Raw genomic sequence first — 22,458 nt, forward strand, 5'->3', positions numbered from 1 at the left:
TTTCAAGGGTAGCACCCCATGCCCATCTAGCTAAGATTGGGTATTTCTTGAACCCCTATTAAACACTCTCCCGTCACTTGTCTATCTTTAAGAGTAACTCTGCTTGTTTATTTAAAGTCCTCGCACCGAGGCTTTGTCGTCCCCAAAAATCCAAACAAACGATTCAGATTATATGTTTATATCAAACTGAACATTCAATCTTTATTTGGTTTATCCAGTTTGAAAATAAAAAAGGATAATCCGCCCTCATAATGGACTAACTATCCTATAAATCTTTATCTAAAGTTAATAAAACTAGAACTTCTTTTCCTATGTATCATTACTTCGTTACCTCACCAAACTGCGCTCTCGTCACTTTCGCTAAGTCATCCACTTTCAGCTCAATTTGTATACCTATTTTCCCGCCGCTTACAATAATCGTTTCAAGTGATTGAGCACTCGCATCAATACATGTAGAAAACAACTTTTTCATTCCGACTGGTGAACAACCACCGCGAATGTATCCTGAAACTTTCGTAATATCTTTTACAGGAATCATTTCAATTTTCTTTTCACTTACTGCTTTTGCGGCAGCTTTTAAATTCAATTCCTCATCTACTGGGATGATAAAAACGTGATAATTTTTACTATTTCCTTGAGCGATTAACGTTTTATATACTTCTCTCACTTCTCGTCCAATTTTCTCGGCTACTGATACGCCATCAATTTTCCCATCGTCTGGATTATATGACATCATCGAATATTCAATTTTCTCTTTATCTAATATTCGCATCGCATTTGTTTTATCTTTTTTCATAGCGTTCTCCTTAAACGGTTATTTCATATTATTAAGTTTTATTATACACCCTTTTCCATTTCTCCTACATAACTTCACGTATTTTTCAAAACTAAAAATATTGATAATTCAAAAATCATCTGATATAATTTGGAAAAACTTATGTTAAGGAGAGATTTGTAATGCAAAATTTTAATACTTCTTTCCAACTTCATCATCATACGTAACGCCTTGTATCCGAAGAAAAATTTTTCTTCGTGGGTACAGGGCTTTTCCTGTTGACCCACGAAGCGTTCATAAAGCTATGTGGGTATTTTTATACCTGCATAGCTTTTTTTAATTTAAAAAGGAGTGATTACAATGGAAATGAGAAATGTAAAAGGAACGAAAGACTATTTACCAGAGGAACAAGTGCTGCGAAATAAAATTAAAAGGGCTTGTGAAGACACGTTTGAGCGATACGGATGTAAACCGTTAGAAACGCCGACATTAAATATGTATGAGCTTATGTCATACAAGTACGGCGGTGGTGATGAAATATTAAAAGAAATATATACACTTCAGGATCAAGGAAAACGCGACCTTGCCTTACGATACGATTTGACAATTCCATTCGCAAAAGTCGTGGCAATGAACCCGAACATCCGCCTTCCTTTTAAACGGTATGAAATTGGGAAAGTGTTTCGAGATGGCCCTATTAAACAAGGGAGATTTCGTGAGTTTATACAATGTGACGTTGATATCGTCGGTGTTGAGTCTGTCATGGCAGAAGCTGAACTTATGAGCATGGCGTTTGAACTGTTCCGAACGTTAAACTTAGAAGTAACGATCCAATATAATAACCGAAAATTGTTAAACGGTATTCTTCAGGCCATTAACATCCCTACTGAGTTAACGAGTGACGTCATTTTATCATTAGACAAAATCGAAAAAATTGGGATTGATGGCGTACGAAAAGATGTATTAGAGCGCGGAATTTCTGAAGAAATGGCTGATACGATATGTAATACTATTTTATCTTGTCTAAAGCTTTCAATTGCTGACTTTAAAGAAGCTTTCAATAATTCACTCGTTACCGATGGAGTAAACGAATTACAACAATTACAGCAATTTTTAATCGCACTTGGAATAAATGAAAATGCTATATTCAATCCGTTTTTAGCGCGAGGACTCACAATGTATACAGGTACCGTATATGAAATCTTTTTAAAAGATGGTTCGATTACATCTAGCATCGGTAGCGGTGGTCGTTACGATAATATTATCGGAGCATTCCGTGGTGATGATATGAACTATCCAACAGTCGGTATTTCATTCGGTTTAGACGTTATTTATACAGCACTATCACAGAAAGAAACAGTATCATCTACAGCGGATGTATTTATCATCCCGCTCGGAACAGAAATACAATGCTTACAAATCGCCCAGCAATTACGTTCTACCACTTCCTTAAAAATCGAACTCGAACTAGCAGGACGCAAATTAAAACGTGCCCTTAATTATGCCAATAAAGAGAATATCCCTTATGTGCTTATTATTGGAGAAGAAGAACTTAGTACAGAAACCGCTATGCTGCGGAATATGAAGGAAGGTAGTGAAGTGAAGGTTCCGCTTTCTTCTTTAAGTAATTATTTGTAATACGAACCACCCTCGTTTGGGTGGTTTTTCTATTTTATAGATACCCAACAATTAGTTTGCATAAAATTATTATATTCTACTAAAATCTACAAATATATAATATCCAATTACATATTATTTTTGGTAATATATAGATATGAATTATTTTAGGAGGATTCACTTTGAAAACCTACATCCAAGCACTAAAGTGGACTACAGGGATCTATCATCTTTTATTACTTCCTTGTTATTATTTATTTCTAAGTCACGTTAACCTATATGGGATACCTTTACTTCTATTGATTGTGTTGCATATCACTACTATTTTATTAGCTAAAAAAGTAGACATGAATACGTACCCTCATTATATCGGCATTATCGTTACTCTAGTTGCCTTCTTTCCTTATATAGTAATCGTTCTACATATTATAGCAGCCATTTTCCTTTTATTAGATGCGGCTTCTATGAATGCAAAAGAAGTGTATGATTCATAACAGGATAAAATGAAACTTTAATCAGTAGAGTTTTGAAGTCGGTTAGCAAATTGCAATACTTACATAATAACGTTATTGTTAACACCCAAAAAGGATTTACTTTTTAAGTAAATCCTTTTTCAAATTACTCTCCTTACCCCAGACTAATAAAAGAATATTCTGTTTAATTTTTATACATTTCTAAATATTTATAAAATATTCAAATTAACATACATTTTAGTTATGTAAAAAACTAAGTTTAAAGGAGAGGAATTTATGCTTAAAAAATTGATAGTAGGTGCAGTGGTAGCCATTTCATCATTAACTGTAGGATTGGGATCAGTATCAGCTAGTACCGAAAAGAATTATTCGATTACCTCTTTTGAATATGTAAGTGTAGATGAAAAGACTGTAGATTCGTTTAACAAATTGGATGCTCCATCAAAGGAAGACATAAAAATAACTTTAGTTCTACCGAAACAAAATCAAAATGGAGAATGGTTATCTTATGGATTTTCGAGCAAAGAAAGTTTAGAGTCTTTTATTAAAAAAGATAAACAAAGATTGAATCATACAATCACTCCCCTTGGGGTTGAAGGAAGCGGCCCTGGTAGTACAGACTTCTATAAACGTACAAATCAAGTTAGCGAGTATTTTTCTCTAAGTAGCGGTTATAAAAACTTGTCTCCTAGTTGGCAAAATAGAATTTCTTCTGTAAGTACAGCGTCCCCTACTGCTAGCTATTCAACAACGCTATGGGAACATACTTCAACTGAAGGATATGGAAAAGGTGTTGTTTTTAAACACGCTGATTGGTATGGCAAAACTGTAAACTTGAATGACTTTTTAACTTCAGCAGTTGAAGTTAAAAAGTAAAAATACAGAAATAAAAGGTGTCTTCACGTATGGAAGACACCTTTTATTTCTACAACTCTTAACTATTATTTTTCATATTCCTACTCTCCAAAACTTTCTCCATATTATGAGTCGCCCACTCCATCATTAATAGAATCATTGGACGCAGTGATTCACCAAGCTCCGTTAACGAATATTCTACTTTCGGGGGTACTTCACGGTACACTTCACGATGTATAATGCCATCTGCTTCGAGTTCCCTCAGCTGTAATGTTAACATTCTTTGTGTGATATTTGGCTTTAACCTTTTTAACTCATTAAACCTCTTTGTACCATCTAATAGATGATACAAAATTACCCCTTTCCATTTCCCTCCAATGACCTCGACCATCGCTTCCACTGGACAAGAATATTTATTTAAAAATGGGTAATTTATATTATTTTCGTTTGAACAATCCATAATAAATCCCTTCCCTTAACATTAGTATCTTTTTTGATACTATACCACATAAATGTGCGTACTTGTTTCTATGTTGCTTTAAAAATATAATTTACTTACAAAATAAATAAATGAAAAGAGGAATTTTTATGACAAATACAAATCAAATTACAAAAGAAAAAATTATGGAGGCTTATCATTTCAGACATGCATGTAAAGAGTTCGATTCTATGCAAAAAATTTCAGAAGAGGATTTTAAATTTATTTTAGAAACAGGAAGATTATCTCCTTCTTCTTTCGGATATGAACCTTGGAAATTTGTTGTCGTACAAAATAAAGAATTAAGAGAAAAACTACGACCATATTCATGGGGCGCTGGTGGGCAACTTGCAACAGCTAGCCACTTTGTCATTGTTCTTTCAAGAAATATTAAAGATATGCATTATGATGCAGATTATATTAAACATATGATGAATGATATTATTGAATTACCTGAAGACGCGCAAAAAATTAGATATGAATTCTTCAAAAAGTTCCAGGAGTCAGATTTTAACTTATTACAATCCGACCGTGCTGTATTCGATTGGGCATCTAAGCAAACTTATATTGCTTTAGGGAATATGATGACGAGTGCAGCTCAAATTGGCATTGATTCTTGTCCAATAGAAGGATTTGATAAAGAGAAAGTAGATTCTTTACTTCGTCAAGAAGGCATTATCAATGGAGATAACTTTGAAGTATCTGTTATGGTTGCCTTTGGTTACCGTAAAGAAGAGCCAAAACGTGATAAAACAAGACAGACTATGGATGCAATTGTTGAATGGATTGAATAAGATAACATGCGCTCCTTATAGCTGTATACTCATACGAAAAAAGTAGAATTTCATTTCTCTTATGTATGAAATTAGTTTTTCATGGAAAGATATATTAGTATGTATGCAGTTTAAATACTCTATTTATTAGAGTTGGACAGGAGGAGAATGAATATGTCTGATATTGAAGTTGGCGAAGTGTTTACTCTTAGTGATGAGAATAACGAAGAGCAAGAAGTAGAAGTGCTCGGAGCGATGGATGTCGAAGGTGCAGAATATATTGCAGTTGCCTTTGTTGAAGACATTCAAACAGAAACCGAGGAAGACATTGATATTTTCTTTTTAAAAGTAGAAGAAGATAGTGAATTCTCATATATTGAGAATGACGAGGAATTTGAAAAAGTATCTGCTGCGTTTGAAAAGATTTTGGATGAGCAAGAGCAAGAATAGAATGAAACACACGAGGACGGATACATATCCGCCCTCTTTTTATTTTTCACTCACCCAAAGATTTATGCAACAATTCCAGTACATCTTTCATCACAAACGGACCATCTTTCTTCACATGCTCAGCAAATTCAGAAACGAGACGTAGTGTACTCACACTTTCAACCGGATGCTCTCCTGAAGCACTTTCAGCAGAAAGCATAACAGCATTCGTTCCATCCAGTACAGCTTGAAACACATCAGTTACCTCAGCCCTTGTTGGAATCGAATGATCTACCATAGATTGAAGCATTTGTGTCGCTGTAATAACATATGTATTCGTTCGATTACATTCCTGAATCATCATTTTCTGCAAGAGCGGAATAAATTGATACGGCAACTCTACTCCTAAATCGCCCCTTGCAATCATAATTCCGTCTGCTTCTTTACATATATCTTGAAAATTCTCGATTGCTTCCATCGTTTCTATTTTTGCAATTAAATTAGGTGATGTTTCTTTATACTGTTGTATAAAATCTCGTATTTCTTTTATATGACTAGGTTTTCTTACGAAAGAACACGCGATAAAATCAACATCCTCTTCTAAAAGAAACTGAATATCTTTTTTATCTTTCTCTGTAATAGCTGGTAAACTAACGATTGCTCCTGGTAAGTTCACTCCTTTATGTGATGAGATATTACCACCTGTTTTGACCTTTGTTTCTATTTTATCCGTACTTACCTTCTCAACGATTAACTCAACTTCACCATCATTCATTAAAATTCTACTTCCGACTTTCACATCATTCGCGATTCCTTCATAATCAACACTTGCTTCAGTACTACTCCCTGTAACTGGTTGCGTACGTAACATAAAAGAATCTCCCGCCTGAAGTGTAATTTGTTCTCCTTTTATTTCACCTAACCTTATTTTAGGACCTTGTACATCGCCTAAAATTTTAATAGAATCATCTAACGATTTCACTAAACGAATAATATCTTTATGACTTTCATGCGTGCCATGTGATAAATTTAGCCGAACAATTTTCATACCATTGCTTATCAACTTCGCTAACGTTTCTTTATTATTACTTGCTGGCCCAATTGTACAAACTCGATCGATTGTCATATTTCCACCATCCTTTTTCATTAGGATTCCCATAAGCTTTAATTACACTCTCAACATAAAAAAAGCCTACTCACACAAGTAGGCTTTTGAAACTACGAAAGTTTTGTTAATAATTGATTTAAATCTTTTTTCGTTTTCGTCGTTAATGACTTCATTTTAGTAATATCTATCTTTTCTTTCTCCGCTCCTACAATTAATGGATACATACTTTGTCCAATTGTTTTATATTCAGCTGGGTGTGATGTTTCTAACTCTTTCTCGATTACATCCCACTTTGCATTAATTTGTTTTCCAAGTTTATTTACTGTTTCTAATTTCGGATTAGCAGCTAATTGCTTATCTAAGCTATCAACTAATGCAACAACTTCTTTCACACTCGTTTTCACAGCTACACTTTTCTTCGGATCTTTCGTTGTTTTTCCGTCTGAGTTTGTACTTGTACTTTGATCTGTTGTTTTTCCGCTAGTCGTTTGATCATTTGTTTTTCCTGTCGTCTCTTTTTCTTTTGTTTTTACATTCTCGTTTTGAGTTGACGTTTTACCGTTACTTTCTGTTCCTGATGATTCTTTCGTGTTTTTAGCATCTTTATCTGTTTTTTCGTTGGAAGAAGTATTTGTTTCTTTGTCAGTATCTTTCGTTGTTTTTGACGTTTCATCTGTACTTGTCGTTTTTACTTCCCCTTCATTTTGTGCAGTTACTTGTTCCTTCTTTTCTGTCTCTTTATCTGCTGACGGACTACAAGCTGCCATAGTAAGCATTGTACCAATTGTTATCGATGCGATAGCGACCTTTTTCATTTTCATATAAATCCCCCTATGTTTACTTTATTTATCCTCCCCTTTACGATTCGATTTCCCTTTAAAAAATCCTTTTCATACGAATTACCATCTTTCCGACAGTAATCTTCATAATAATACGTACAAAAACTGATAAATCAATTTGAATATTCGAGTTTCTTCTACTTCATTTTTCTTCTCTGTAGGAAAAGAAAAAGAGTATATTGTCACATGAAGAATTACGATCTTCATATGACGATATACTCTTCTATCAAATTTTTATCTTTCTTGACATTTTATTTATACAAAAAAATAAAATTTTCTTTCATTTTTTTGTTTTCTCAATGATTGTTAACATAATATATTTATGAATAACCACCATTCGAATGAATAACTTGCCCAGTAATCCATTTTGCTTCTTCACTTACTAAAAAAGATATTAAGCGCGCAGCATCCACCGGCTCTCCTACTTTACCTTGCGGGAACTTCCATACTAAATGATGCTTCAGCTCCTCTGTAATCCATCCTGTATTCGTCGGTCCTGGATCAACAGCATTTACTGTAATCCCCTTCTCCATCGCAACTGGTGCTACTGATTTTGTAAATGCTTCAATTGCTCCTTTCGTTGCTGCGTATGCTAGTTCATCAGGCATTGGCCCTAGTGACTGTCCTGAAGTAAGATTAATAATACTCCCACTCGTCTTGCTTGCATACTGTTTTATAAATAATGAACTTAATAACATAGTAGCCCGAACATTAACCGTATAATGTTTATCTAACTGTTCTACATTTAATTCCTCAATTCTCGTATGAGTAGCATACGCTGCATTATTAATTAAAATAGATGGATCACCTAACCGTTCTGATACCATATAAAACAAACGATTGGGCGAATACGACTGCGATAAGTTGATTTCTGCCATTTCACATCGAACACCGTAACTTTCAATCTCCTCTTTCAACAAAAAGGGCTCTTTGTCATGCATTCCCCACGGCATCGCTTTATCATACTGAGACCAATACGTGAAAAAAATTTCTATTCCTTTTTGAGCAAGCACCTTGCATACAACTGCACCAATTCCATTCAGACGAGTGGCCCCTGTTACAATTGCTATTTTCTTCACCTTTTCTCCTCCACCTATGGATAAATCCTCTGCACGAATACAGAGGATCTATCTTTTTATTCAATATTTGACAATATACGTTCTGCACCTAATTTTAAAATTTTAATAAAGATATAATTTACAATCGTAAACATTACAAATAAAACGATAAACATAACCCACAGTCCGACATGAAGGAAGAAGTATAATAGACTTACTCCCGCTACAATAACTAAAGCTATTAAAATATTAGCTAAAAAATTCCACAAAGTTGTATAGCGGCTCTTAAATAATTTCTGCTCTGTATCCCAATGTATATCTGCAGTTTGTGCATCCCAGCGTGTGCCGATTAAATTAATTAACAATAAACCGTTCGCACTTAATAAGAACCAAAGAACCATAAATACTGGAGAAATTCCCGCTACAACTGCCATCGTAATACCGAACACTGCTAAAATAATTACATTAATTAGCCAAGCAGTGATCGCTTTCGCAAAAAAGATATCCGAAGCTTTTACAGGTAAATATCGATTCACAAACCAAGAGCTTCCATCACGTGAGAATGAAGTTGTTGCGATGACGTTACTTCCCATTAAAAATAGAGAGGCACAAAGGCCAACACCAATTGCAAGTCCTGCTGATTTTGGATTATCAATATATCCCGTGACCCATTTTAAATTCCCATCTTGCACGAATAAAATGAAGAACAACATAATCGGCATAACGAAAGTTTGTACGATACAATTTAAGAAAAATTGTGGTGTACGGAATAACGTTTTAAATTCTTTTTTCACATATGCTTTCAAATGTGAACTTTGTACCGTAGATTTCTGTAAGCCTTCTGCTGAAATGACTTCTTTTTTTGCTGTACTCGTTGAAAGTCCAATAACCCCTTTTAAATATGTACGCTCTGCAATGTAATAAAACAACACAAAAAATACAAATGAAATAACTGCAAAGATTATTACGTATAAAGGACCCTTCCAATTTGCATTTTCTACTAATGCTACTGCTCCAAAATATGTAGTTGGAAAATAGTTTGTCATTTGTACTAAAAGAGAAGACTGGTTGTTTGCAAGATAATCCGCAATTGCATCTTCAGAAAACGAACTTTTATTTTTCCACTGCAAAAATACGTTAATTCCTACAATAAATAGTATACTTACGATTCCAATAAATATATTTCCTCGGTCTTTATTTTTCGCTATATTTGTATACCTCATAATAACTGTCATGAGTAACGAAGCTAGTACTAACGGCACAATTGGGAAGAGTAAGTAAATGAAAATCATATATATGTAATATGTAATAAATGCGCCACTTTTTAAACCGTACGTAATAAAGATTGGTAATAAAATAAATGAACTCATTACGTATTGTGTAATTAATACCGTTAAGAATTTGGCTGAAATAATTTGCGCTGGTTTTAATGGTAATGGTAATAACATTTCAATGTCATTGCTGTAGTAAAATACAGTTAAAATGTTCGTAATACTCATTAAAAATACCCATATACTCGCAATCGCAAGTCCCATTGCGATAATCATTCCTGGATCTTGCCCTAAATGTATCATTCCCTCATACATTGCATGCGTGATAGAACCAAACAGTAAAAAGCCGACAAATAAAATAGCTGCAAATGAAAATACATACGCCCATCGCTTCTTCTTATCTGTTATAAAATCTGCATAATTTAATTTCAATAATACTTTCGTTAACGTCCAAATTTTACTCATTGCCTGTCATCTCCAAGAACATTTTTTCAAGTGATTCATTGGATTTAAAATGATCTCTCATTTCATCTAAATTCCCTTTAAACTGCAGATTTCCCTTATTAATAATCGCGACGCGGTCACATAATTTTTCTGCCACTTCTAATACGTGTGTAGAGAAGAATACAATCTTTCCTTTATCCGCATGTTCTCTCATCATTTCTTTTAAAATATATGCAGATTTCGGATCAAGCCCCGTTAACGGTTCATCTAAAATCCATACATCTGGCTCATGCACGAGCACACCAATAATAACAATCTTTTGTCTCATACCGTGCGAGTAACTTTGAATTTGATCTGATAAAGCATTATAAAGATCAAATTTCTTCGCTAAGGACTCAATTCGTTCTTGGCGTACTTCTTTCGGCACTTCATACATATCTGCCATAAAGTTTAAATATTCAATTCCCTTTAATCGTAAAAACATATCTGGACTATCTGGGACATAACCAAACGTCCTTTTCGCTTCCATCGGATTTTTCATAATATCTATACCGTTAATCGTAATCGTCCCTTTGTCCACCCCATGGATACCAGTAATCATCTTAATTGTCGTTGATTTACCCGCACCATTTGGCCCTAAAAATCCAAAGATTTCTCCGCTAGGCACAGATAAACTTAAATCTTTTACTGCATAGGTAGAACCATTATAACTTTTTGACACATTCGTAATTTCAATCATTCCATCCAATCCTTTCCTTAATTACCAAATAACTATATTAACATTATAGCATACTTCTATTTTTAGATTTTTGTATTTTTCAGTTTTTTAACCTTTAAAATAAATATACAAACCTAACCCAACGATTAAAACGACAGCTAGTATAATATAAATCATCGTAAGTCTTCTAATATTCCCCTTTGTCGCTTTACTATAATTTGCATCACCCTTTCGCCCAATTAACACCGTCGCGACTACAGTAATCACTACAAGTAATACAACGATCATGATCCAATTTAGCATACCTTCCTCCCCCTCCTTACAACCATTTTACAATATTATCCTCTTTGTTTCGCAGTATATTTCCTCTTTTTACTATTATTATGAAGCAAACTGGAAAACTATTATTACCATTCCCATCTATATGTGATATATTTATAACATAACGTGATTTATTTCTAACATGATAAGGAGGAACTATCATGAAAACAACTTGGATAAAATATTTAGGATTTCTTGGTTTCTTCGGTTTTCTTGGCTTTTTTTATGAAAAAGTATTGTTCACTATGTTTTGTTTCTTCTCCTTTTTCACATCGTATAGAACAGTTCAACACGATGAACTATTTGAACAAATCGTCAATAAATCGTGCCATAATGCTTTTATCGTTACATTACTAACTACCGCTATCATTCTGTTTATTGAAATGTTATTTCCAAACCCGGCACTACAAGAGATTGATATCGCTCTTATTTTCAGCACACTCATTCTTACGTTCGGATTCTCTATGTTCTTTTACGATAAACCTGTTGACGAAATGGAAGATGCACCATGGCGTTCGTAACGAAAATAAAAGAATACCGCGCCAAATTGAATATGACACAAGAAGATTTAGCAAAGAGCGTTGGTGTACGTCGTGAAACAATTAGCCACCTTGAAAAAGGAAAATACAACCCTTCCTTGCAGCTTGCTCACGATATTGCGAGGGCACTTCATAGTACGATTGATGAAGTTTTTATTTTTGAGGATGAATAAAAAATACCGGCATTCTTTTCACAAAGAATACCGGTATTTTTCATTTATCACCCATACAAAACCGCATGAAATACGCTCAATAGTAAATATTGATCCTCTATATAATCCTTATCATATACATTCATCTCGATGTAATACATATCTTCCTCAAGACGAATATTCCAATCTGCAATTACATAGCCTTTTCGTAATAACTTTCCCATCCCAAAAGTAGTTTTATGAACAACAAATTCTTCTCTCTTATATGTGAAAGTAAATAAGAAATTTGCATCCAATAACTTTCCGTCACATACAAGTATTTCATGCTCTGCATCATGATTATCTTTATATGTTACTAAAATCCTTCTTTGGCGCTGCCTACTTACATCCTTTGCAATGACGCGAATATTGTCCTTACTATCCTTTATTTCATAAATAATATTACTACCGACTTTCGGAATGAAATCTAGCACTCTCATCAACGTATTTTTATAATACCCCCGTACTGCGCCTACTCTGTCGCTTCCAATGTAAACCTCAATAGGAACCGTGTCCGCTTTACTATCACACAGTCTTTTGTAAGAAAGCTGCATCACCCGCTCTCCTCTTAAGTACTGATCAAACGTCACAGGATATTCTATCGCGCGCAGTTCTTTATTTAACTCATATAAATAACGCTGAACACTCTCCACTAATGCTGTAGTAGAAATACATTCCTGAACCTCAAATTGTTGCCAACTGGAAGAAACTCTCCATTGATTGTCCTCTTCATAGGAGAAACTAAGAATGATTTCTTCACGGTCAGGCGTTTCATAATTCATATGTACATTCTGCCCGTGTTGCACTTGCTCCATCCACTGTCCTAAATAAATACCGAGCTCTGCGACCTTCATACATGACTTTTGAAAAAATACGCTGTTACTCGCGTGAATCGTTACATCCCCTTCGATAAAGCCCTTTGAATAAGCATCATACCGCGGCTCATCTTTCTGTGGGATATTCTTGTCTAACTCAAATAAAAATGTTAACATCTTTCACTCACCTCTAGTTATTACACCGATCGTACCTATAAAATGAACGCAACTCAAATTATATCGACGATTTTGCCAATATATCTACCGTAACTTAAAATATATCAACGATTTTTTCGATATATCGACGATTCGACAAAGAATATCGACTTATCAACAAATATCGACACGATTAAAATGAAACTACCTTTTCTTCCGCCACTTCTACAAGTTCTAAAATTTGCAGCAGACTCTTCACTTCATAAGTCGGATTAACACTTGCCTTATTCTCTTTCAAACTCGGATTATACCAACACGTATCAATGCCGTACTCTTCTCCGCCTTTCATATCAGAAGTGAGCGAATCTCCAACCATTAGTACACTTGATTTATCCGTAATTCCAAACTTTTCAAACGCATAATCAAAAATCTCACGTGCTGGTTTTTGATGGCCAACCTCTTCAGAAATAATAATATGATCAAAGAAGTTACGTAAAGGCGAATTTCCAATTCTAGATTGTTGTACCCTCGTATATCCATTCGTAATAATACCTAACTTGCAATCTTGTAGATTCTCACATAATTGCACTGCACCTTCTATAAGATGTACTTCTTTACCTAAGTTTTCAAGGTATACATCGCTAAATTGCTGCGCATCTACTTCTATATTATGAAGGGCAAATAATTGTCTAAATCGATCTACCGCTAATTCACTTAACGTAATCATTTTATTTTCTAAATCTCTCCATAACCCATTACTAATCTCTTTATAACTTGCAAGATAATCAGTATACCCTGTAGGCATACCAAACTGTACAAACGCATTATGCAGTGCGTGTTTTTCCGTTTCAGGGAAATCTAATAATGTATCATCTACGTCGAATAATATAACTTTGTATTTCATGATGTTCTCCTTAGTTCCTATTTTAAAAGCTTCGTTCTCATTGCTTATAAGTTTTTATATATTTCTTGATGAAGCGCTTTAACCCGCTCTTTATAGAATACACCTTTATCTTTTATTTTCAAATGTGCTATAAATAAGTTTGCTAGCATGACAGCTGTATCTAGTCTATAAAATAAACTAACGATATGAGGGGTAACATTAAAGATACTATCATTCTTATATCCATCTTTAAATTCATCCCAACTAATTTCATTAGTTTCAGCTATTCTCATTAACTCCAGCAATGGATGACCAATTAAAGCGTTATCCCAATCAACTATTGCTTTAACTTCTCCATTATACCCGATTAAATTGGCTGGTCGAATGTCCATATGTAATAAGCATTTTACATGATCTGCTGTACTAAGAATATGTTCAATTATTTTTGTATCTGGAAGTTTAATTCCACAATTCGTAATTGTATTAAACCCTTCTATCCGTTTCACAATTCTTTCTGCTATATACTTACTAATCGGCTCTTTAATATTTTTCTCGTAATGCAAACCATCAATTGGCATGCTATGAAGCTTGCTCACTAACTCTCCTATTTTGTGCGCAGAAATTGGCATATGATCCGTATACACACAATCCGAAATTAAAAAATCAAGTTCGGCAGAAAGATGCAATCCGTGTATCTTTGGCACCGAAATACCTTTTGAATGACAATACTTAGAAAGCTCTGCTTCCTTTTTCAATGAAATTCGACTATTAAATAAATCTTCATTTATATTTTCTACTTCTCTTTCCCACGGCACTCGAAATGCCAAAGACCCCTTTTCTGAATCTCCTCGAAAAACAATATTTTGCACTCCCGTTCCAATCACCTTTAAATCCTGAACAGCTAATTCCTTATAATCTTGACTTAGTATTGTTGCTAGCTTTTCTCTTAACCCCTCTGTTTTTCCACGTGTATGAATCATTTTATCCCCCGATTCGTAAGTTCTTTTCATCCATTCTCTCTTCGTTGCACAACATTCTCATTAGCAAAATTATAACAACAATAAGAAAAGGAGGCTAATCCAATCAGCCTCCCTCTTCTTTATTTATCTTCTAACAATAAAACTTTCATTTCTTCTAACGACTCTTTCGTAAAGCCAAGTGCTTTTTCAGCATACGCTTCAACTGAACCATATTGTTTTTTCACTTCATCAATCGCAGCTTGTAAATACTCAGCACGAGCTTCGAACATCGCACCTAATATCGCTCTACTCTCATCGTTTTGTAGTTTTGCACCTAAAAAGGCCATCATTTTCTCGTTTAACTTTTCACGGAAACCGTTACTTAGTAAATAATCTTCCATTACTGTTTTCTCTGGTACACCTAGTAAAAGTAATAATAATGCTGATCCAAATCCAGTACGGTCTTTTCCAGCTGTACAGTGGTTTACTAACGGTAAGTTTTCCGGGTTTTGCGCTAAGTTTAAGAAGCTTACGAACGCCTCGTTACCACTTACGAAATCTTGATTCATTTTCACAAGGTATTCGCCTGGTTTGCCTAACATAGAAAGGTCACCAACTTGGAAAAACTCATTTATGTTCAAGTCTTTTGCTAAGTCTTGCATAACTGGTAAGCACACTTGACGAGCTCCTGTAATCTCAGGGTTTGGCTTATGCTTCACTTCAAAGTCTGTACGGTAATCGCAAATTAACTTTAAGCCAGACTTTTGTAAATACGCAATATCCCACTCTGTTAATCCTGCTAATTCTTCAGAACGGTATAATTTACCCCATTTTACTTTACGGCCTTCTGTCGTTTCATATCCTCCCATATCACGGAAGTTAAACGCGCCTTGTAATGGCAGTCTACGCTCAGCTACTGTCACTGCTTGTCCATTACTACCTACTAATCTAAAATATGGACGCTCATTTTCGCTCGGGTTTTCAATTGTATATGATGATTCTCCATTTACCGTTGCAAGTAATTCTCCATTTTCTTCAATATGATCTGGCGAAGTACTCCAGTAAATGCGAACTTCCTCTATATTATTTTCCCACTTTATTTGTAACGTATTATCTTCATTTCTTTCTACAGTTGCTTGTAACCAATGTCTTTGCTGCTCCATTCTTTCACCAACGCTTTCTCTTATAATCAAATCTTACTCTATTTTATTATAGGAATATCTACTTTGTCGTTCTCATTTTTCTTTTTATCTTACAAACAGGCAAAAAGTTCTTTTACTTGTTCATAAGTTGTACATGGATTCCCTCGAAATGAGTTCAAGAGAGTACATCATTCATCCTCCTAAAACTTCCTCACATACCGCTCAGTAGAACTCAGCAGCTGACATCCGTTCTTTTCAAAAATATCCTTCATCCACTCATTTTGCACATTTGTCTCACCGATATAATAAGATGCTCCTATTTCTTTTAATACAAACATTGCCCCTGTAAAGAATGCTGCTTCATACCCTTTATTACGCATATTTGGAGCGACTGCGAAATACATAAGTTTTCCTTCTTCTAACGTCCCCTTTTCAATATGGGGGATTACAATTCCGATCGGCTCTTCATTAATACTCGCAGTTAAACAATGTTCTTTCCATTGCTCTCCAATTTCTTGTAGCATCATATTTACAAATTGATCATAAGTGACTTGTTCTTCTGTCATCTCGTTCCAAAGTGAATAAAAAGCATCTTCACCAACTTCTTCAATCAACTTAAAATCAATTTCACTTTCTACATCTTCTACTTTATATAGGTCCTTAAACACAATGATGTTTTCAGTAACATATTCAAACGAATACGTTTCAAAACATTTTTTATACATATTATAATTGGGGCTTTTCGAAGAAATCTCAAAATGTAAGTTTTCTATTCCCTCTTCTTCAGCCTCAGCAACGCAATATTGCATCATTTCCTTTAATTGCTCTTCTGTAAAAATCTCTGCATTATTTTCTTTTATCATGATAGAAGAAGCATTTCTTCTTATTTTAAAATGTTTTTCTAACTGTTCTATAGTCGTCATATACTTCCCTCATCTATGTCATACTTGAATTTATACTTGTTCTCCTTGCATGAGCAGGATTGTCCTTGAATATATAGAATACTAGAAAACATCGCATCTTTAAAGTGCGGAGGAGGTTCTCCATTGGATATTACAGCGCTGCAACAACAGTTAGAGCTTATACAACAAAATGACTATACGCAACTGCGACATATAGATATTAATGAGTTAACGCTCAATATGCTTCAGTTTATCGGAACGACTGATAGTTACGTTCGTTATCAACTTATCTATAAATGTTTTGTGCATTTTATTCATCATGAATTTCTTATGGATGATCAGCTGAAATTGCTTTTACATACTTGTTTAAGTGATGAGTATTTATATTGTGACATTTACACTCCGCATACAGATGGAGTTTTCACCCGTTCATACACTGTTTCGTTAATTGCGTTAATACTCCAATTCGCTAACTCGCACTACTTTTGTACGGAGGAGGATATCGAAGAAATAAAAAACAAACTCATTACATATACAAACTTAGAAACAGATTTTCGGGGCTATATTGAAAATAAAGGATGGGCTCATTGTCTTGCTCACGTATCTGATGCCTTTACGGAAATTGTTCATAATACGTATACAACTTTTGAATGGTACGAGGAGTTAATTCATTGCTTATTAAATAAAATCTTTATTCCATCTGACCTTTTTCATAATAACGAAGATGAACGAATTGTTACGCCATTACTAGCGATGTTGTATCATGACTTTCCGCAAGACGAGTTAATTTCTATTATTCATAAAAAAATAAAAAGGCTTCCTCAAATTAGAAAACGCCTTTCACTTAATGAGTATTGTATTTTATGTGCCAACATTAAAACCTTTTTACGCACTTTATTTTTCAGAACGAAAGATGATCATAACTTAGCCTTTACAGTACGGAAAACAGAAAGAATGTTAAAAGAACTTCCTAATTATTACTAGATATAAGGAGAACAACTATGGGTTATATTGAAGATATGAGAAATTTAGTAGGAAACCAGCCACTGATTTTAATAGGATCACACGCCATTATAGTAAATGAAAACAATGAAATATTGCTGCAGCTCCGCACCGACTTTAACCGCTGGGGTATTATTGGCGGCGCCTTGGAATATAACGAAACGTTAGAAGACGCTTTAAAGCGAGAAGTATATGAAGAAACTGGACTTATTATCAAAAATCCAGAACTATTCCGTACATACTCAGGACCAGATTTCTTTCAAATCTATCCAAATGGCGATCAAGTACACGGTGTACTCGTTGTTTATATTTGCCGAGAATTCAACGGTGAGCTTGTATGCGACCATACGGAATCGAAAGAACTACGCTTCTTTTCACTGAATGAGTTACCGAGTAATCTTCCTCCTGTTATTGAGAGAATTATTAATGAGTTTCAACAATCCAATTTATACGTGAAATAGAATGGCTTTTCCTTTCATTTTATATAGTAATATAAAAACCTCATTTCTCGTCATTACAACGTGAAATGAGGTTTTTATCGTTCACCGTAACTCCCTATTTCCCCAAAATGATATTAACGTTCTCTTTCTACAACTTTATATCCCTTTATAAAAAGTATAGTTATATAAGAAACGATAAATGAAAGAATCGTATACATGCCAACCCAAAAGAAAAATACTGGATCGTGCACTGTAACATTTAACATAAGAAAAATAAGAAATGTTACCATTGGCATCACGTAAAATGTACCAATTTTATATGTCACAGCTATTGAAAAAATACAAATAAGTAATGGATATATACAGAAAATCAAAATTGACTCACTCAATGTTATGTCCCCCTTTCTGCAGAAATAATAGGTTTCTTGTAAACATTTTGGGGAACAACAAAGTTTTATATTTTCATTCGTTTTTAGTAAACAAAATGTTAGATCGTTATCTCAATCTGATTTCCTTCAGGATCACTTACTACACTTTCATAGTAACCATCCCCTGTAGTACGCGGGCCATTTAACACAGCGTATCCTGCTTCTCTTAATGTATTCGTTAATTCGTTCACCTTTTCTTTACTACCTACAGAAAAAGCAATATGCGCATATCCTATTGTTTCTGTTTGTAATGCATCATCTAACCCTACCTGCTTCATAAGTTCTAGACGCGCACCGCCTTCAAAAGTTATGAAATAAGATTCAAACTGCTTTTTCGGATTGTGATATAAGCTATTTTCTTCACCGTTAAAATACTGTTTATAGAAATCACGCATTTCTTCTAAATCATTCACCCAAATTGCTACATGTTCAATTTTCATAATCGACACCTTTTCTTTTATGTTATTCAACTGGCAATTGGATGCTTCATTGCCAGTACATTTAATTTTCTTTATTTGTTCTCGTAATCATAAGATCAAGTCCAAGGCTTTTTAGCCCATATAAATAATCTTCTTTCCAGTTGCTCACTGTTATTTTCGGAATATGTTCTGCCGGGATGTACTGCGGACAACTTTTTACAATTTGATCTATTACAATTTGATTCACTTCATCATCACAGAAGATGAAGGCATGAGGGTTAATAATAGCTATACATGTAGCGATTAAACGAGTAATAGCATCTATATTATATTCCTCTGGATTATTCGAATCTTCACTTCTCAAAGCTTGCAAGAAATTTTTGTTATTATACTGCGGGACGAAAGATATCTCTCCTGAGAAAAATGTGCTTCCGCGTACGACATCTCCATTTACCATAATACCTGCACCTGGACCATTTTGACCGGAATACAAATATACAAGAGAGGAATTGTCATAGTTTCCAGTGTTTTTATAATAACCAAGCACAGCAGCATTCATATCGTTTTCTATTACTACTGGTATAGAAAACTGTTCCTCTAAATGACTTTTCAAATTAAAATTTTGGAACTTTTCATATCCAGGAATATAAAAAATACGACCATTATCAACCGAACCAGGCACACCAATTGATATAGAGCTTATTTTCGGGAATGTAGCGATAAGACCTTCAATATGTTTAGATAATACATTTACGCCCGTATCAATTAACATACTTGAAGTACTCCCCTGTTCTTTTACTTCCCCTAAACAGTTAAAAATTGTATAGTTCGTCTCATTTTTTTCTAAAAATATCGCTAAACCTAACATATATTCTGGATTATATTCATATCGTTTCGCTCTTCTTCCACCACTTGAATCATCTAAACCAGCTAAAGTGACTTCACCGTCTTGTTTCATTTTTTCTATAAATTTACTTATCGTTGGAAAACTAATTTCTAATGTATTACTAAGCTCAACTTTCGTTGCACTACCTCGCTCTAAAAGAACTTTACGAATGCCGCGAAGGATTGTCTCTTTAATTGATTTTTGAGTAACAAACTGTTCACTCAAATCGCTCACCACCTTAATCAACATACTTATTAAACACTTTTAATAAGTTGCGTTGACAATATATCATACATCATTTTCTAAAGCAATAAAGATGATATATTTCCGATGCATGCACTCCCTGTTTCGCTTCATGTATTCATACAATTCCAGATAACAGAGCAAATAATAAAACAGCTAGTAAAGCATTACGTATTCCGAATGATTCCCCTAGTATACCAGATGACTAAAAAGGCTATATAACCGATGAGAGAAACTTACAGCAAACGAGAAAACCAGCAAAACAAATAAGAAAAAGAGCGTTTCAAGAAGTAAGTAATGTCTTCGTACGATTTTCCGCACTATTTTTCTTTATATGAAACACCTTTCACATTTTCTATACGATACAACATCTGTTTATTCATGCACTCATAAAAAACGATTTCTATAAGTCTATCGTTTTAATAACTTTAGCTGGGTTACCACCAACTACTACATTATTGGGTACATCTTTTGTCACAACTGCCCCTGAAGCAATTACAGCGTTATCTCCAATTGAAATACCAGGGTTAATAATAGCTCCCCCGCCTACCCAAACATTGTTACCAATCTTTACAGGCTTTCCATATTCTTTACCAGAATTCCGCTCTACCGGGTGTAAAGGATGAGTAGCAGTATAAATGTGAACACCAGGTGCAAACATACAATTATCCCCAATTCGCACTTCACAAACGTCTAAAATCACACAATTGAAATTGGAGAAAAAATTCTTTCCAATATGGATATTGTAACCATAATCACAACGAAAAGTAGGTTTAATATGTGATGCCCCGTCAGCTGAAGAACCTAAAAGCTGATTTAATAATGTAAAACGCCTCTCATCTCCTGTCTCCATCGCCTCGTTATAAAGACGTGTTAAACGTTTTGCCTTCACCCTATCAGCTACTAATTCTTCTTCATCTGCAATATACATTTCTCCCGCTAACATCTTTTCTTTTTCTGTTTTCATAGAATCATCTCCTTCGTAATCAAATGAACCCTACTTATTAAATATCTTTATTAAGTGACTTTCATTATACTTATTAAACACGTTTAATAAGTAACCCTATAGTAGCATACTTTTTAATATATGCAACTAATAAGTTTCAAAAGAATATGCGAATTCCTTGCTTTACTCATCGATATGACGAATAAGTTATAGAGAAAAAAGAGGGAACGCTCAGTGCTCCCTCTCAAATCCAATCCGTTTCTTAATTTCTGTTAAATTTACCTTCGCAATAGTCCGCGCCCGCTCAGCACCTTTTTCCAACGCTTCATATAATAAATTTGGTTCATTCATATACATAGCATATTTCTCACGAGGCCCAGCCAATTCACGGTCTACAACGCGAAACAACTCTTTTTTCACATCGCCCCATCCAATGCCAGTTTCATATTTTTCACGCATTGACTGCATTTCATCTTCCGTTGCAAATTCTTTATATATTGTATATAACGTTTCTAGTTCTTTCGGTTCATTTGGAAGTGAAGAATCTGTTTTGATTTTAAATATTAACTTTCGTAGTTTTTCTTTCTCTGCAAATAATGGGATCACATTCCCGTAACTTTTACTCATCTTTCTTCCATCAAGCCCTGGTAATATTGCGCCTTCTTCTTGTATGACATACTCTGGAAGCGTAAATGTCGTGCCGAAAGTATGATTAAAATACGTCGCAATATCACGCGCGATTTCAATATGCTGAATTTGATCTTTTCCGACAGGCACATGAGTAGCTTGAAATAATAATATGTCAGCCGCCATTAATATTGGATACGTATATAACCCCATATTCACACCAGCATCTACCTCTAACCCTGCCTCTTTATTTTGCTCTACTTTCGCTTTATACGCATGAGCACGGTTCATAAGCCCTTTCGGAGTTAGGCAAGCTAATATCCAAGCTAATTCTAGAATCTCGGGCACTACCGTTTGCCTATAAAAAATAACATCTTCACTAAGTCCAAGTGATAACCAAGTAGCTGCTACCTCTTTCGTATAACTACTGAACTGACCCGGATCATGCACAGCATTTAACGCATGATAATCAGCTATAAAGTACAATGCTTTTCCTTCATTCTTCTTTGACATTTGCAACGCAGGTTTTATAGCGCCAATATAATTTCCTAAATGCGGATAACCTGTTGGTTTAATCCCAGTTAACATTATTTTCTCACTCATGCTAACTCCTCCTTTCTCAAAATAAAAAGAGCCCCTCATCCTTAAAAAAGGACGAGAGACTCCCGCGGTACCACCTTAATTAGCTATTGTTAGCTCACTTCAACTTCTTAACGTGAAG

27 protein-coding genes, 1 pseudogene and 1 other annotated feature (1 of these 29 running past the window's edge) are annotated in these 22,458 nt (G+C 34.6%); of the genes and pseudogenes, 9 read left to right on the forward strand and 19 right to left on the reverse strand.

The features are described from left to right. Nucleotides 1-319: 319 nt before the first annotated feature. Nucleotides 320-796, reverse strand: a complete 477-nt coding sequence (ybaK, locus tag MR147_RS11025) for a Cys-tRNA(Pro) deacylase (protein ID WP_000710879.1) — start codon at nucleotides 794-796, stop codon at nucleotides 320-322. A gap of 339 nt (nucleotides 797-1,135) precedes the next feature. Between ybaK and MR147_RS11030 the strand changes: the two genes are divergently transcribed. The 3 genes from MR147_RS11030 to MR147_RS11040 all read left to right on the forward strand — a co-directional run bounded on the left by MR147_RS11030 (nucleotide 1,136) and on the right by MR147_RS11040 (nucleotide 3,741). Then, nucleotides 1,136-2,413, forward strand: a complete 1,278-nt coding sequence (locus MR147_RS11030; RefSeq protein WP_242304174.1) for a histidine--tRNA ligase — start codon at nucleotides 1,136-1,138, stop codon at nucleotides 2,411-2,413. A gap of 161 nt (nucleotides 2,414-2,574) precedes the next feature. Continuing rightward, nucleotides 2,575-2,886 (forward strand): hypothetical protein, encoded by a 312-nt coding sequence (locus tag MR147_RS11035; protein WP_000860710.1) that lies wholly within the window; start codon nucleotides 2,575-2,577, stop codon nucleotides 2,884-2,886. A gap of 255 nt (nucleotides 2,887-3,141) precedes the next feature. Then, a complete protein-coding gene (locus tag MR147_RS11040) occupies nucleotides 3,142-3,741 on the forward strand; it encodes a hypothetical protein (RefSeq protein WP_242304175.1) in 600 nt (199 codons plus the stop codon). 58 nt (nucleotides 3,742-3,799) lie between these two features. Here MR147_RS11040 and MR147_RS11045 read toward each other — a convergent pair whose 3' ends face one another. Continuing rightward, nucleotides 3,800-4,180 (reverse strand): winged helix-turn-helix transcriptional regulator, encoded by a 381-nt coding sequence (locus MR147_RS11045; RefSeq protein WP_000340653.1) that lies wholly within the window; start codon nucleotides 4,178-4,180, stop codon nucleotides 3,800-3,802. A gap of 128 nt (nucleotides 4,181-4,308) precedes the next feature. Between MR147_RS11045 and MR147_RS11050 the strand changes: the two genes are divergently transcribed. Both MR147_RS11050 and MR147_RS11055 read left to right on the forward strand, forming a co-directional pair. Further along, nucleotides 4,309-4,992, forward strand: coding sequence for an NAD(P)H-dependent oxidoreductase (locus tag MR147_RS11050; RefSeq protein WP_074609220.1), 684 nt, complete (start codon nucleotides 4,309-4,311; stop codon nucleotides 4,990-4,992). A 147-nt stretch (nucleotides 4,993-5,139) separates the two neighbouring features. Further along, a complete protein-coding gene (locus MR147_RS11055) occupies nucleotides 5,140-5,421 on the forward strand; it encodes a DUF1292 domain-containing protein (protein ID WP_001997837.1) in 282 nt (93 codons plus the stop codon). A gap of 46 nt (nucleotides 5,422-5,467) precedes the next feature. On the opposite strand, the gene MR147_RS11060 is transcribed toward MR147_RS11055, so the two are convergent. The 6 genes from MR147_RS11060 to MR147_RS11085 form a co-directional block, all read right to left on the reverse strand. Further along, nucleotides 5,468-6,526: a pyruvate kinase gene (locus tag MR147_RS11060; protein ID WP_242304176.1), complete on the reverse strand. Its 1,059-nt coding sequence runs from the start codon at nucleotides 6,524-6,526 to the stop codon at nucleotides 5,468-5,470. A 92-nt stretch (nucleotides 6,527-6,618) separates the two neighbouring features. Further along, a complete protein-coding gene (locus MR147_RS11065) occupies nucleotides 6,619-7,329 on the reverse strand; it encodes a hypothetical protein (protein ID WP_098270077.1) in 711 nt (236 codons plus the stop codon). 338 nt (nucleotides 7,330-7,667) lie between these two features. After that, nucleotides 7,668-8,426 carry an SDR family oxidoreductase gene (locus MR147_RS11070; protein ID WP_242304177.1) on the reverse strand — a complete coding sequence of 253 codons (759 nt, stop codon included), beginning with the start codon at nucleotides 8,424-8,426 and terminating at the stop codon, nucleotides 7,668-7,670. A 56-nt stretch (nucleotides 8,427-8,482) separates the two neighbouring features. Further along, nucleotides 8,483-10,141 (reverse strand): putative ABC transporter permease subunit, encoded by a 1,659-nt coding sequence (locus MR147_RS11075; protein WP_242304178.1) that lies wholly within the window; start codon nucleotides 10,139-10,141, stop codon nucleotides 8,483-8,485. Beyond that, a complete protein-coding gene (locus tag MR147_RS11080) occupies nucleotides 10,134-10,859 on the reverse strand; it encodes an ABC transporter ATP-binding protein (RefSeq protein ID WP_000570195.1) in 726 nt (241 codons plus the stop codon). The genes MR147_RS11075 and MR147_RS11080 overlap by 8 nt, the downstream gene beginning before the upstream one ends. 87 nt (nucleotides 10,860-10,946) lie before the next feature. Continuing rightward, nucleotides 10,947-11,141 carry a hypothetical protein gene (locus MR147_RS11085; protein WP_000935861.1) on the reverse strand — a complete coding sequence of 65 codons (195 nt, stop codon included), beginning with the start codon at nucleotides 11,139-11,141 and terminating at the stop codon, nucleotides 10,947-10,949. Nucleotides 11,142-11,320: 179 nt separating this feature from the next. Between MR147_RS11085 and MR147_RS11090 the strand changes: the two genes are divergently transcribed. Beyond that, nucleotides 11,321-11,680, forward strand: a complete 360-nt coding sequence (locus tag MR147_RS11090) for a DUF3796 domain-containing protein (protein WP_242304179.1) — start codon at nucleotides 11,321-11,323, stop codon at nucleotides 11,678-11,680. Continuing rightward, nucleotides 11,668-11,871 carry a helix-turn-helix transcriptional regulator gene (locus MR147_RS11095; RefSeq protein ID WP_074609209.1) on the forward strand — a complete coding sequence of 68 codons (204 nt, stop codon included), beginning with the start codon at nucleotides 11,668-11,670 and terminating at the stop codon, nucleotides 11,869-11,871. The genes MR147_RS11090 and MR147_RS11095 overlap by 13 nt, the downstream gene beginning before the upstream one ends. Before the next feature lie 47 nt (nucleotides 11,872-11,918). Here the strand turns inward: MR147_RS11095 and MR147_RS11100 are convergent, their stop codons facing one another. From MR147_RS11100 to MR147_RS11120, 5 genes are all read right to left on the reverse strand, one after another. Beyond that, nucleotides 11,919-12,881, reverse strand: coding sequence for a tubby C-terminal domain-like protein (locus tag MR147_RS11100; RefSeq protein ID WP_242304180.1), 963 nt, complete (start codon nucleotides 12,879-12,881; stop codon nucleotides 11,919-11,921). 172 nt (nucleotides 12,882-13,053) lie between these two features. Further along, on the reverse strand, nucleotides 13,054-13,764 hold the full coding sequence (locus MR147_RS11105; protein ID WP_242304182.1) for a YjjG family noncanonical pyrimidine nucleotidase: 711 nt from the start codon (nucleotides 13,762-13,764) through the stop codon (nucleotides 13,054-13,056). 44 nt (nucleotides 13,765-13,808) lie between these two features. Beyond that, nucleotides 13,809-14,753, reverse strand: coding sequence for a phosphotransferase family protein (locus tag MR147_RS11110; RefSeq protein WP_074609203.1), 945 nt, complete (start codon nucleotides 14,751-14,753; stop codon nucleotides 13,809-13,811). A gap of 89 nt (nucleotides 14,754-14,842) precedes the next feature. After that, entirely contained in the window at nucleotides 14,843-15,865 is a 1,023-nt protein-coding gene (locus tag MR147_RS11115) for a tyrosine-protein phosphatase (RefSeq protein WP_242304184.1), read from the reverse strand. A gap of 179 nt (nucleotides 15,866-16,044) precedes the next feature. Continuing rightward, nucleotides 16,045-16,767: a GNAT family N-acetyltransferase gene (locus MR147_RS11120; RefSeq protein ID WP_144532856.1), complete on the reverse strand. Its 723-nt coding sequence runs from the start codon at nucleotides 16,765-16,767 to the stop codon at nucleotides 16,045-16,047. Between the two features lie 123 nt (nucleotides 16,768-16,890). Between MR147_RS11120 and MR147_RS11125 the strand changes: the two genes are divergently transcribed. Beyond that, nucleotides 16,891-17,730 carry a DUF2785 domain-containing protein gene (locus MR147_RS11125; protein WP_242304186.1) on the forward strand — a complete coding sequence of 280 codons (840 nt, stop codon included), beginning with the start codon at nucleotides 16,891-16,893 and terminating at the stop codon, nucleotides 17,728-17,730. A 17-nt stretch (nucleotides 17,731-17,747) separates the two neighbouring features. Then, nucleotides 17,748-18,209 (forward strand): NUDIX hydrolase, encoded by a 462-nt coding sequence (locus MR147_RS11130; protein WP_242304187.1) that lies wholly within the window; start codon nucleotides 17,748-17,750, stop codon nucleotides 18,207-18,209. Nucleotides 18,210-18,322: 113 nt separating this feature from the next. Here the strand turns inward: MR147_RS11130 and MR147_RS11135 are convergent, their stop codons facing one another. From MR147_RS11135 to MR147_RS11155, 6 genes and pseudogenes are all read right to left on the reverse strand, one after another. Further along, a complete protein-coding gene (locus MR147_RS11135; RefSeq protein ID WP_074609194.1) occupies nucleotides 18,323-18,577 on the reverse strand; it encodes a YbeF family protein in 255 nt (84 codons plus the stop codon). A gap of 98 nt (nucleotides 18,578-18,675) precedes the next feature. Next, nucleotides 18,676-19,056 carry a VOC family protein gene (locus MR147_RS11140; RefSeq protein WP_242304189.1) on the reverse strand — a complete coding sequence of 127 codons (381 nt, stop codon included), beginning with the start codon at nucleotides 19,054-19,056 and terminating at the stop codon, nucleotides 18,676-18,678. 61 nt (nucleotides 19,057-19,117) lie between these two features. After that, on the reverse strand, nucleotides 19,118-20,146 hold the full coding sequence (locus MR147_RS11145) for an ROK family transcriptional regulator (protein WP_242304191.1): 1,029 nt from the start codon (nucleotides 20,144-20,146) through the stop codon (nucleotides 19,118-19,120). Between the two features lie 136 nt (nucleotides 20,147-20,282). After that, nucleotides 20,283-20,400 (reverse strand): annotated as a pseudogene (locus tag MR147_RS27245) (MFS transporter); the annotation flags it as partial. 167 nt (nucleotides 20,401-20,567) lie between these two features. After that, the gene (locus MR147_RS11150) at nucleotides 20,568-21,131 is read right to left on the reverse strand and encodes a maltose acetyltransferase domain-containing protein (RefSeq protein WP_242304193.1); all 564 of its coding nucleotides are present in this window, start codon (nucleotides 21,129-21,131) and stop codon (nucleotides 20,568-20,570) included. A 210-nt stretch (nucleotides 21,132-21,341) separates the two neighbouring features. Further along, complete coding sequence (locus MR147_RS11155; protein ID WP_242304194.1) at nucleotides 21,342-22,340, reverse strand: tryptophan--tRNA ligase; 999 nt, start codon at nucleotides 22,338-22,340, stop codon at nucleotides 21,342-21,344. Between the two features lie 44 nt (nucleotides 22,341-22,384). Then, nucleotides 22,385-22,458: a binding site (T-box leader), on the reverse strand; it runs 132 nt beyond the window's last position.

Source organism: Bacillus cereus group sp. BfR-BA-01350, from assembly GCF_022663775.1.
In the GTDB taxonomy this organism is placed as follows: Bacteria; Bacillota; Bacilli; order Bacillales; family Bacillaceae_G; genus Bacillus_A; species Bacillus_A paranthracis.